Origin of the sequence: Vibrio ponticus, assembly GCF_009938225.1 — a bacterium.
Classification (GTDB): domain Bacteria; phylum Pseudomonadota; class Gammaproteobacteria; order Enterobacterales; family Vibrionaceae; genus Vibrio; species Vibrio ponticus.
Genome location: NZ_AP019657.1, coordinates 2,774,142 through 2,785,457, shown reverse-complemented (window position 1 = coordinate 2,785,457; position 11,316 = coordinate 2,774,142). Strand labels below are relative to the sequence as shown.

Below are 11,316 nucleotides of genomic sequence, written 5' to 3'. Positions count from 1 at the left end.
TCTTACAGACCTTCAATCATATGGTCGATCGCGGCGATGATTTCATCGTCAGAACAATCCATACAAGAGCCTTTGGCTGGCATGGCGTTAAAGCCATTGATTGCGTGGTCATTCAGTACGTCACGACCTTGGGCAATACGTGGAGCCCAATCATCAGCGTTACCAGTTTTCGGTGCACCACTTACGCCTGTTGAGTGACAAGCCGTACAGAAAGTGCCATAAACAGTCGCACCATCACGAGGACCAGTTGGTACCACGGCTACAGGCTCACTGCCTGCAAGGTAAACATCACCAACAGGTTTAATTCTTTCTGCAATCGCATCATATTGTTCTTGGCTTACGTTTGCTGCAAAAGTAGCGCTAGAAAATGTTGCTGCAGCGACCAAAGCGGTTAATATTTTTCGAGACATATCCATTAAACTCACTATACATTCCTGAGGGTAAGTTCGTGCTTACCTTTTAATTAGAGTTTCATTTGACAAACAGGTGACTTGCGCTGTTAAATCAATGTAAACAGTGGGTGATTATATCTCGATAAGTTGTTGCAATAAACAATAACTTCCCAACGAGCGGGGTTACATCACACGCTGAACTGAGTTTTATTTGAGCTTTGCTGCTGAAAAAGGCAGCAAACGATAAAAAAAGTAAAAAAAGTACTAGACGCAATAGTGTGATATCCGTATTATTCCTCTCCGCCGATGGGGCATGCGCCCGTAGCTCAGCTGGATAGAGCGTTGGCCTCCGGAGCCAAAGGTCGAAGGTTCGAATCCTTTCGGGCGCGCCAAAAGCCTGGAGGAAAATCGGTGAAATACAATGGTGGCTATAGCTCAGTTGGTAGAGTCCCGGATTGTGATTCCGGTTGTCGCGGGTTCAAATCCCGTTAGCCACCCCATTTTCCCTTTCGAAAATGGTTTAGGTAGCGTAAGCTTCCATTCTTAATCTCGATTAAGATAAAACATAAGTCGGTGAATCGTGTTACTTGTAGCGCATCTCGGCTCTTGGAATAAGCGGGACCAGAGGGTTGACCCTCAACGCAAACCAAGTAAAAAAATAACTTGTCGGTGAATAGCGCAGCTTGGTAGCGCATCTGGTTTGGGACCAGAGGGTCGGGGGTTCGAATCCCTCTTCACCGACCACTATTTAGTTTAACGTTCTTGAACGGTAAACATGACAATTTGATGGTGGCTATAGCTCAGTTGGTAGAGTCCCGGATTGTGATTCCGGTTGTCGCGGGTTCAAATCCCGTTAGCCACCCCATTCTTTTCTAAAGAATACATGCTCGGTGAATAGCGCAGCTTGGTAGCGCATCTGGTTTGGGACCAGAGGGTCGGGGGTTCGAATCCCTCTTCACCGACCACTATACGAAGCCCTAGTCGAAAGACTAGGGCTTTTTTACGTCTATGATATTGTCAAATAGCCACCATTTATCGGAAAGTCAAAACTATTGAGTTTTTCTTTACCAAACGCTATTTAAGACCTCGACTAGGCGTCCCCGTCAGCAATGATGAGGCTTTTTTGCATTTACAGCTTAAAACTAAGTCTGCACATGCTGAGTCGGGGTCTGGGGTGCCAGTCCAATGGAATGCCAGTCCTCGGGAACCCGAACGTATCAAATCCCTCTTCACCGACCACTATACGAAGCCCTAGACTGGGCGTCCCCGACTAGCCGTCCGCGACTAGCCGTCCGCAACAAAAGACTAGTGTTTTACGCCTATAATTCGGTGACTGACGGTCACTTTCCGGAAAGTCAGACGTATCGGTTCTCCTTTATCTCCTTCTATTTTTACCGTGCTTAGCTACTGTGCTTAACGAAGCACATCCACACATATCTTCCCTTTGATTAGTCATCACCAGTGATTGTTCGTAAACCTTGTGGCGGTTGATGAAGGAAGCCGCATAAATCGCTGGTTTTAAATTGGCTTGTCTTTCTATTAGACCAATAGAGGGTGATGTTACCACTGAGTTTCTTAGTGGTTTTAAAGTTTGCATGTTCGGTTTTTTTTGGTTTTTGAATCTAAATATAACGTTTTAAGTGGCGATATTTACTTGTTTTATTGCATTCGTTGGTCAAATTGTTTTTATGTTGTTAATGACTACTTTTGACTAACTATTCATGGCATTTTGTTTTTCTAACAGAGTCTTATGGAGTTTGGTAGCTTTTGTTGCTTTGCATTTGGATAATTATGCATTCACTAAGCTATAACTTGCTTAAAATATGAGCAAACACAACTTTTTATACTGCTTTTGTTGCAATTGTGTGAAATCTTTGCCAGATTGAATGGCTTGTGAGTGCCAGAACATCATACTGGTATTTGAACGGATTCAATTTTTCAGACAGGGCAGGGAACTGCCCAAGCAGTAGAGGTCTGGTAATGTCACTTTTAGAAGTTAAAAATCTTCGTATTGAATACCCCTCACGTCACGGGGTACATGCCGCGGTAAAGTCACTCTCGTTCAATATTGAACGTGGTGAAATCGTTGGTGTAGTGGGTGAGTCGGGAGCGGGTAAATCCACCGTTGGTAATGCTGTCATCGATCTACTCAGCCCTCCAGGAACCATCGCGGGTGGTGAGGTTTTCTTAGATGGTGAAAAGATTTCCGGTCTTTCGCCACAAAAGATGCGTGCAGTACGTGGCTCTAAGATTGGATTTATCTTTCAAGATCCCATGACTTCTCTCAACCCACTGTTTACGGTTGAGCAGCAATTGAAAGAGACCATTCATGCCAATATGAATGTGTCTGATCAAGAAGCGTATCAGCGCGCGTTATCATTAATGCAGCAAGTAGGCATTCCGCAGCCAGAAAATCGCCTCAAGCAGTATCCGCACCAATTCTCAGGTGGTATGCGCCAGCGTGTGGTGATTGCCATTGCATTGGCGGGTGAACCCGATCTGATTATTGCTGACGAACCGACTACCGCGCTGGATGTGTCCATCCAAGATCAAATCCTTAATCTGATTCGCGAGTTATGCGTTAAGAACAATGTGGGTTGTATGTTGGTAACACACGATATGGGTGTGGTTTCCAATGTGACAGACCGAGTGGCGGTAATGTATCGCGGTGATTTGGTTGAGTTTGGTCCGACAGCAAAAGTGTTGGGCGATCCTGACCATTCTTATACGCGCAGTCTCATTTCTGCTGTACCTCGTTCAGACGTCAAGTTGAAACGCTTTCCACTGGTCAGTTATATCGAAGAAGCCACAGAGATGGAGCCGCTTGATATTAAGAATCACTGGTTAGGACAGAGTCAGGATCAGCGAGATTACACTGGGGCATTGCTTGAAGTTGAAAACGTAAACTTGCGTTTTGTGACTAAAGATTCGCTATTTGAAAGTCGTCGTGAATATGTCCAAGCGTCAAATAATGTCAGCTTTGAAGTGCGAGAGGGTGAAACCTTTGGTCTGGTGGGGGAATCCGGTTCGGGCAAATCGACTATCGCGCGTGTGATTGCTGGTCTGTACCAACCTAATTCAGGACGAGTGACTTTTGAAGGCATTGATCTTACGTCATTGACCTCAGAAAAAGAGCGTCGTCCAATGCGCCGTCAAATGCAGATGGTGTTTCAAAATCCTTATACATCGATGAATCCACGCATGAAAGTGTTCGATATCATCGCAGAACCGATTCGATTTCATAAACTTACGCGCGATGAAACAGAAACGCGACAGATCGTTAACGATCTTTTGGATCATGTTGGTTTGGGGGTTATGGCGGGAGTTAAGTACCCGCACGAGTTCTCAGGCGGTCAGCGTCAGCGTATTTCGATAGCGCGTGCTCTCGCTACACGCCCACGTCTTTTGATTTGTGATGAGCCGACCTCAGCATTAGATGTGTCAGTACAAGCGCAAATTCTAAATCTACTCAAAGATCTGCAAGACGAATTAAATCTGACCATGTTGTTTATTAGCCATGACCTGCCAGTGATTCGCCAAATGTGCGATCGCGTCGGGGTGATGCAAATGGGGACGCTGTTAGAGGTCGCACCGACCGAGCAGTTATTTACCAACCCACAGCATGAGTACAGCAAGCAATTAATTTCATTAATGCCAGAATTTACTGGTTTAAGAGAAGAAGTAAAAACGGCATAAGTCGCGAGTAACCCGGGCATTGGCAGCAAAGCTTTGGTTACTTGATAGATGCAAACACAACACAACGAGGGATTGAAATCCCGCATAAGGAGTTATGCAATGAAAACCATGAAGAGCAAAATCGCAGTCGCACTAATGGCGGCAGGCTTGAGCTTAAGTGCAGCCGCAGCTGATATCACAGTCGCTTATGATGCGGATCCAGTATCACTTGATCCCCACGAGCAGTTGTCAGGCGGTACTCTGCAAATGTCACACATGGTATTTGACCCACTAGTACGCTTTACCCAAGAGATGAAATTCGAGCCACGTTTGGCTGAGTCTTGGGAGCGCGTTGATAATGAAACAATGCGCTTCAATCTTCGTAAAGGGGTGAAGTTCCACTCAGGAAATGAGCTTACTGCGGATGACGTAGTATGGACATTCGATCGCCTAAAGAGCTCACCTGACTTTAAAGGTATTTTTGGTCCGCTAGTGTCGCTAACCAAAGTGGATGATTACACCGTTGAAGTAAAAACCGATGGTACTTACCCACTGATTGAAAACGTGGCGACTTACATCTTCCCAATGGATAGCAAGTTCTACACTGGTAAAACGGAAGATGGCAAAGATAAAGCAGAGCTAGTGAAACACGGTAACTCGTTTGCATCGACTAACGTTTCTGGTACGGGTCCATTTGTGATCTCTTCGCGTGAGCAAGGTGTTAAGGTGGAGTTCGAGCGTTTTGCGGATTACTGGGATAAAGATGCCGGTAACGTAGACAAGATCACGCTAGTGCCAATCAAAGAGGACGCGACACGTGTTGCGGCATTGCTTTCTGGTGATGTGGATATGATTGCCCCAGTCTCTCCGAATGATTACAAACGAATTAAGAGCGCGGATAACGTAAACCTATACACCATGCCGGGCACACGTGTAATTACCTTCCAAATGAACCAAAACAGTAATCCTGCTTTGAAAGATGTCCGCGTGCGTCAAGCGATCACTTACGCCATCAATAACGAAGGCATCGTTAAGAAGATTATGAAAGGCGCAGCGACTGCTGCAGCTCAACAGAGCCCTGTCGGTTATGCGGGTTACAACGAAGAGCTGAAACCACGCTACGACTTGAAAAAAGCAAAACAGCTAATGAAAGAGGCGGGTTATGAAGATGGCTTTACGCTAACCATGATGGCGCCAAATAACCGTTATGTGAATGATGACAAGATCGCACAAGCATCAGCGGCAATGCTATCGAAAATTGGCATTAAGGTTGATCTGAAAACCATGCCAAAAGCACAGTACTGGCCTGAGTTTGATAAGTGTGCAGCGGACATGCTGATGATTGGTTGGCACCCAGATACGGAAGATTCAGCAAACTTTACTGAGTTCTTAGCCATGACTCGTAATGCTGATACAGGTAAAGGTCAGTACAACTGTGGTTACTACTCAAATGCCGAAGTGGATAAGCTAGTCGAAGCATCGAATACGGAAACGGATCTGGTGAAACGTGGTGAGATGCTAAAACAAGTCGAAGCGACGCTTTATGATGAAGCGGCGTTTGTACCACTGCACTGGCAAGATCCATCATGGGCGGCGAAGAGCAATGTGGATATTCAACCAATCATCAATGGTATGAACTTCCCATACTTTGGCGACTTAGTGGTTAAGTAAGCTCGTGCAGTAATTTGGCTTAACGAGTTTGGCTAAGCAGAGCGGTAACGCTTGTGGCTAGCCATTCTTGTCAGCTTGAGGTACCTAGCTTTACTCAGTCGGGCTAGGTACCGATTTGCAGACTGATTGTCTAATTGCCGTTGTATTGCAATTAGATTTCTATGGAAAGTTAAAGGGGCAAGGAATGTTTTCGTTTCTGGTCAAGCGCCTGTTTCAGGCACTGATAGTGATGTTTGTGATCAGTTTAGTGGCGTTTGCCATTCAAGATAACTTGGGTGATCCGCTACGTGAGCTTGTTGGTCAATCGGTTTCCGAATCCGAACGCCAAGCCTTACGTGACGAGCTCGGCTTGAACGATCCCTTCATTACAAAATATACCCGCTTTGTTGGTAATGCTTTGCAAGGCGATTTAGGCACATCCTATTTCTTCAAACGTCCAGCAGCAGAAGTGATTCTGGATAAGTTAGTACCCACTCTCGAGTTGGTGTTTGGTGCGACGTTAATTATTATTGTTTTCTCTATTCCATTGGGCGTTTACTCCGCGATTCACCCTAAAAGTGTCTTTACCAAAGTGGTGATGGCGATGAGTAGTGTCGGCATATCGATCCCGGTGTTCTTAACCGCGATTATGCTGATGTATGTATTCTCGATTGAGCTTGGCTGGTTGCCTTCCTACGGACGAGGCGATACTGCCAATGTGTTGGGTTGGGAGTCGGGGTATTTCACCCTTGATGGTCTCTCTCATTTAGTTCTGCCATGTATCTCTCTGGCTTCAATTATGTTGCCGCTGTTTATTCGTTTAGTTCGCTCTGAAATGCTTGAAGTGCTTAGCTCGGAATACATTAAGTTCGCGAAAGCGAAAGGGCTTAATCTGAAGAAGATCTACTACCAGCACGCATTGAAGAACACCATGCTACCTGTGCTTACGGTGGGCGGTGTTCAAATCGGTACTATGGTGGCGTATACCATTTTGACTGAAACGGTATTCCAATGGCCGGGTATGGGCTTCTTATTCCTTGAGGCAATTAACCGTGTTGATACGCCACTGATTACCGCTTACGTCATCTTTGTGGGTCTGATATTTGTGGTGACCAATACCATTGTCGACCTGCTATATGGATTGATTAACCCAACCGTGAACTTAACAGGCAAAGGAGCGTAATCATGGAACAGACAGTGACAGCTCCTTCTCGTTGGGAGCGATTCAAACAATCAGATTTTCTCTACTACTTCTTACGCGACAAAGTGGCAATGTTCAGCTTTGCTGTGTTTATGATGTTCTTGGTGTTAGCACTGGCGGCACCGATTATTTCACCAACTGACCCATACGATCTTAGCTCGATTGATATTATGGACTCAGAGCTACCACCGTCATGGATGGAAGAGGGGGATGAACGCTTCTTATTGGGTACAGATGAGCAAGGGCGCGATATTCTTTCTACCATTCTTTATGGTTCACGCTTATCACTGACTATCGGCTTTTTAGCGGTAGGTTTGCAGTTAGTACTTGGTATCGTAATTGGTTTGTCTGCGGGTTACTTTGGCGGGCGCATTGATAGCTTTTTGATGCGTTTTGCTGATGTACAGCTGTCTTTCTCAACCATGATGGTCGCAATTATTGTCTCGGCAATATTTAAGGCGAGCTTCGGTAGCGAGTTTTACAGCCAGTACGCGGTGGTGATGCTGGTGGTGATTATCGGTATTGCTGAGTGGCCACAGTATGCGCGAACTATCCGAGCTTCGGTTTTAGCTGAGAAGAAGAAAGAGTATGTGGAAGCGGCGCGCGTAATGGGCTTTAAAGCGCCTCGTATTATGTTCCGCCATATTCTACCGAACTGCTTATCGCCGATTTTGGTGATTTCAACGGTTCAAGTGGCCAATGCGATCATGTCTGAGGCGGCGCTTTCTTTCCTCGGTTTGGGATTGCCTGTCGATCAGCCATCACTCGGTGCGCTAATCAGTATTGGTTTTAACTACATCTTCTCTGGTGCATGGTGGATAACCGCCTTCCCGGGTATTGTGTTGGTGACGTTAGTACTCGTGATTAACCTGTTAGGTGATTGGTTACGCGATGTATTCAACCCTAAACTGTATAAAGGTTAACCACTCACCCATGATGAGAAAACCGCGTTAATTCGCGGTTTTTTTATGCCTGCACATTACGTTTGAAATATGGAATCTTTGTTTTTGCCCGCGCTCATCAAAAATATATGAAAATTGTTGTCAGAGATTCAGTTCGTAAATATGTGCGATGGCACGAAAACAGAGAAGTAGGTAGCAAGTGAAACCAGGAAAAACAGGTATAGCAAGAATAGTCGATGCAACAGGCTATTCGATAAAGGGACTTGGAGCGGCATGGAAACATGAAGCGGCCTTTCGTCAAGAGGTGCTTTTACTCGCTATTTTATCGATTGTGGCTTACTGCTTGCCCGTCGGCGTGGTAGAGCGAGTGCTGATGATTGGTAGTGTTGCGATAGTTGTTATCGTAGAGCTACTAAACTCAGCTATAGAGGCTGTGGTTGATAGAGTGGGTTCTGAGTGGCATGAACTCAGTGGACGAGCTAAAGATATTGGTTCAGCTGCTGTGTTGGTGGCTTTGTTACTTGCTCTGTTCACCTGGGTATCGATTATTGTGGAGCAACTAGTATGATGCAATCTCGTCGTTTTTCATTATCTTATCTATCGATTACCGCTCTGCTGGCGCTCTATTTTGCTTTGGTGTTCAACTTGCCAATTTATAAAGAGCTGGAACATATTTTTAGCCAAATGGAGACGGTGCATCTTGGTTTTATTATTTCGATCCCCTTTTTCTTCTGGGCAGCACTTAACTTTATTTTTAATCTGTTTAGCTGGCCGTATTTCACCAAACCCTTTTTTATCTTGTTACTGGTTTCATCTGCTTTGGTGAGCTATGCCGGATTTAATTACGGTACTATTTTTGATGCAGATATGATCACCAATATCATGCAAACCGATAGCGGCGAAGCGAACGCTTACTTGAGTGCTTATTCGGTAGTATGGTTTGTTGCTTTAGGTCTTGTACCTGCAATCTTATTGGCGATGGTACCGATACGCTCACAATCTTGGTTGAAGTTCCTGGGTATTAAGCTCATATCTATGGTGCTCTCGGTGTTGGTCATCATATTCATTGCCGCGCTTTATTATCAGGACTACGCCTCTGTTGGGCGCAATAATAGCTATTTGAAGCATGTCATCGTGCCTACACAGTTTGTCGGTGCGACAGTGAAATACATCAACAAAACTTATTTTTATACCCCCGTTCCTTACAAAGAGTTGGGCGTCGATGCCCATCAATCTGCGCAAGCGTTAGCGCAGGCGAAGACCAAACCGACGTTATTGGTATTGGTAGTGGGTGAAACCGCTCGCTCGCAGAATTATCAGCTCAATGGTTACCCGCGTGAAACCAACCCTTACACAGAGAAATTAAATGTCGTCTCATTTCAAGACGTACGCTCATGTGGTACTGCGACCGCGGTTTCTCTGCCTTGTATGTTCTCTCTGTTAACTCACGATAACTATGACCATGATGTGGCAGTGAACCAAGACAATGCGATCGATATTCTTAAGCGTGCTGGCATTGGTATGGTGTGGGAAGATGACGACGGTGGTGATAAAACAGTCGCCAAGCACATTGAGCGTCAAATGATGAATCGTCACCGCGTTGATGCGACTTGTGATGGTAATACTTGTTATGACATGGTGTTGTTGGAAAACTTTGAACAGAATGTGGAGAAGCTCTCCGGTAACCGCATGATCGCGCTGCACTTAATTGGTAGTCATGGGCCAACTTACTACAAGCGTTACCCTAAAGAGATGGCATTCTTCCAGCCTGATTGCCCAAGAGCGGATATTGAAAACTGCAGTGAGGAGCAAATTCGCAATAGTTATGACAATACGATTCGCTATACCGATTATGTACTAAGTCAGTTGATTGAGCGATTAACTCAACTTGAGGATAAGTACAATACCGCGCTGATTTATCTTTCGGATCATGGTGAGTCATTAGGGGAGGATGGGTTGTTTTTGCATGGTGCTCCTTATGCAATTGCCCCTGATTATCAAAAAACCGTGCCATTGATTGTTTGGATGTCACCAGAATTTCAAGCAACAAAAAACATTGATATCGATTGTTTAAAACAGCAGGCGAAGCTGACCGATACCCATTCACATGACAATTTATTCCACTCTTTATTGGGCGTGATGGATGTGCAAAGTGAGGTTTATCAGTCAAAGCTCGATATTTTCTCTACTTGTCGTAGTAAAAATTAGCGTTTTACATGCAAACAGTGATCAATGCCTAAGAATTGCACTAGATTGATTTTCTAAACTAAGAGTCGTTTGCTGAAACGGCTCTTTTTTTGCATTCACATTTTCTCAACGCTGCACGGTATACAATGTCGATTGCCATGGTTTTCCTTGAACTGAAACCAGTGATAAGACTTTGCATACTGCATCGAAAAGCCAGTTGAGTATAGTTGCTCTAAGCTGAGTGTTTTTTGCCGAATAATCAAAATAACAACAAAGGTCGATAATCGATATGGATATGAATTTGCTACCGTTTTGTTTTAAACGCACCCAAATGCTAACTGCAATTGCGTTAGGTAGTGCTTGCCTGACTTTATCCGCAAATGCTCAAGAAGTGCTTTGCGATGCAACTCAAGCTTCAACCCATGAGCTACCGTTACTTAATGCATCTTGCCCAATCGGCAAAGGGCTATGGGGCAAACAAACGCCGCGAGGCAGTGAGTCGACATTCTGGATTCAGTGTGGCGTGCTTGCCAAGCCTTTATCCCTTGATCAAGCAAAAGTGATTTATCAGCACATATCTACCGATGTGTGGGGGAAAATTGAAGGTAAAAACGCGCGCTGTTTGATTGGTCCATATCAAGATTTTGCCACAGCGAGTAAAGAACTTCAGGCAGTCAAAAAGCTTAAACCATATCAACAAGCATTCATTCGTGAAGTGATCAAAGGCGCGCCAGTGAAAAAGCAACAAGCAGCAGCCATCTCTGCTAAACCGGCAAAGCCATTAGTGCCAGCGCGTCAGTCAACGACGATTCTTCCTCCGGTAAAAGCAACCAAAGTGGTTACGGATAAACCAATTCCCAATATCGCTAAAGCACAGCCCGAATCAATGGAAGTATCGATTCGCGGTGAAATCAAACTTGGAAATTTGCATTTTAAAATGCCGTATCTGCCTTTTGGCGATAATCAATTCTATATGGAATATGACAAACCGTGGACTCGGCTTGATTTTGCTAAAGCCAACCAACTGTGTGGTTCATTGGGAATGAAGGTGCCGAATCGCGAGCAGTGGCAAACGCTGCTAGAAGCGGATGTGATGAAAGCCAATCAGTGGCCGATGTATTTACCTTACTGGGGGGCGGATAACTCAGCGTTATTTACCACCGGGAAAATGACAACAACCTCCGGGAACTCGCTGCTTAACGTGATGTGTGTGGGGTGAGTGCCTAGTAATTGAGTAAATATTGATGCTATTTGAATGAGTAAAAGAAAACCGCTCGCGAAGGAGCGGTTTGATTTAATGAGAAGTAGC

Annotated in this window: 8 protein-coding genes and 5 tRNA genes; 12 read left to right on the top strand and 1 reads right to left on the bottom strand. The window is 45.0% G+C overall.

The window, feature by feature from the left end; translation table 11 throughout:
• Positions 1 to 2: 2 nt before the first annotated feature.
• On the bottom strand, positions 3 to 416 hold the full coding sequence (locus tag GZN30_RS12555) for a c-type cytochrome (protein WP_075647731.1): 414 nt from the start codon (positions 414 to 416) through the stop codon (positions 3 to 5).
• Positions 417 to 707: 291 nt separating this feature from the next.
• Between GZN30_RS12555 and GZN30_RS12550 the strand changes: the two genes are divergently transcribed.
• The 12 genes from GZN30_RS12550 (at position 708) to GZN30_RS12495 (ending at position 11,226) form a co-directional block, all read left to right on the top strand.
• Positions 708 to 784 (top strand) — tRNA-Arg (locus GZN30_RS12550).
• 32 nt (positions 785 to 816) lie between these two features.
• Positions 817 to 892, top strand: a tRNA-His gene (locus GZN30_RS12545).
• A gap of 167 nt (positions 893 to 1,059) precedes the next feature.
• Positions 1,060 to 1,136 (top strand) — tRNA-Pro (locus tag GZN30_RS12540).
• 45 nt (positions 1,137 to 1,181) lie between these two features.
• Positions 1,182 to 1,257, top strand: a tRNA-His gene (locus GZN30_RS12535).
• A 23-nt stretch (positions 1,258 to 1,280) separates the two neighbouring features.
• A tRNA-Pro gene (locus tag GZN30_RS12530) sits at positions 1,281 to 1,357 on the top strand.
• 1,015 nt (positions 1,358 to 2,372) lie between these two features.
• The gene (locus GZN30_RS12525; RefSeq protein ID WP_075647732.1) at positions 2,373 to 4,088 is read left to right on the top strand and encodes a dipeptide ABC transporter ATP-binding protein; all 1,716 of its coding nucleotides are present in this window, start codon (positions 2,373 to 2,375) and stop codon (positions 4,086 to 4,088) included.
• A gap of 99 nt (positions 4,089 to 4,187) precedes the next feature.
• Complete coding sequence (locus GZN30_RS12520) at positions 4,188 to 5,738, top strand: ABC transporter substrate-binding protein (RefSeq protein ID WP_075647733.1); 1,551 nt, start codon at positions 4,188 to 4,190, stop codon at positions 5,736 to 5,738.
• Between the two features lie 184 nt (positions 5,739 to 5,922).
• Positions 5,923 to 6,900, top strand: coding sequence for an ABC transporter permease (locus GZN30_RS12515; RefSeq protein WP_075647734.1), 978 nt, complete (start codon positions 5,923 to 5,925; stop codon positions 6,898 to 6,900).
• Positions 6,901 to 6,902: 2 nt separating this feature from the next.
• A complete protein-coding gene (locus tag GZN30_RS12510; protein ID WP_075647735.1) occupies positions 6,903 to 7,841 on the top strand; it encodes an ABC transporter permease in 939 nt (312 codons plus the stop codon).
• 178 nt (positions 7,842 to 8,019) lie between these two features.
• The gene (locus tag GZN30_RS12505; RefSeq protein ID WP_075647736.1) at positions 8,020 to 8,388 is read left to right on the top strand and encodes a diacylglycerol kinase; all 369 of its coding nucleotides are present in this window, start codon (positions 8,020 to 8,022) and stop codon (positions 8,386 to 8,388) included.
• A complete protein-coding gene (locus tag GZN30_RS12500; protein WP_408646816.1) occupies positions 8,385 to 10,028 on the top strand; it encodes a phosphoethanolamine transferase in 1,644 nt (547 codons plus the stop codon). The genes GZN30_RS12505 and GZN30_RS12500 overlap by 4 nt, the downstream gene beginning before the upstream one ends.
• A 268-nt stretch (positions 10,029 to 10,296) precedes the next feature.
• A complete protein-coding gene (locus GZN30_RS12495; RefSeq protein ID WP_075647737.1) occupies positions 10,297 to 11,226 on the top strand; it encodes an SPOR domain-containing protein in 930 nt (309 codons plus the stop codon).
• The last annotated feature ends 90 nt before the right edge of the window (positions 11,227 to 11,316 follow it).

Excerpts from the sequence above, each read along its gene's own strand:
- GZN30_RS12555 (WP_075647731.1), bottom strand. The coding sequence starts at position 416 with ATGGATATGTCTCGAAAAATATTAACCGCTTTGGTCGCTGCAGCAACA.
- GZN30_RS12525 (WP_075647732.1), top strand. The coding sequence starts at position 2,373 with ATGTCACTTTTAGAAGTTAAAAATCTTCGTATTGAATACCCCTCACGT.
- GZN30_RS12520 (WP_075647733.1), top strand. The coding sequence starts at position 4,188 with ATGAAAACCATGAAGAGCAAAATCGCAGTCGCACTAATGGCGGCAGGC.
- GZN30_RS12515 (WP_075647734.1), top strand. The coding sequence starts at position 5,923 with ATGTTTTCGTTTCTGGTCAAGCGCCTGTTTCAGGCACTGATAGTGATG.
- GZN30_RS12510 (WP_075647735.1), top strand. The coding sequence starts at position 6,903 with ATGGAACAGACAGTGACAGCTCCTTCTCGTTGGGAGCGATTCAAACAA.
- GZN30_RS12500 (WP_408646816.1), top strand. The coding sequence starts at position 8,385 with ATGATGCAATCTCGTCGTTTTTCATTATCTTATCTATCGATTACCGCT.
- GZN30_RS12495 (WP_075647737.1), top strand. The coding sequence starts at position 10,297 with ATGGATATGAATTTGCTACCGTTTTGTTTTAAACGCACCCAAATGCTA.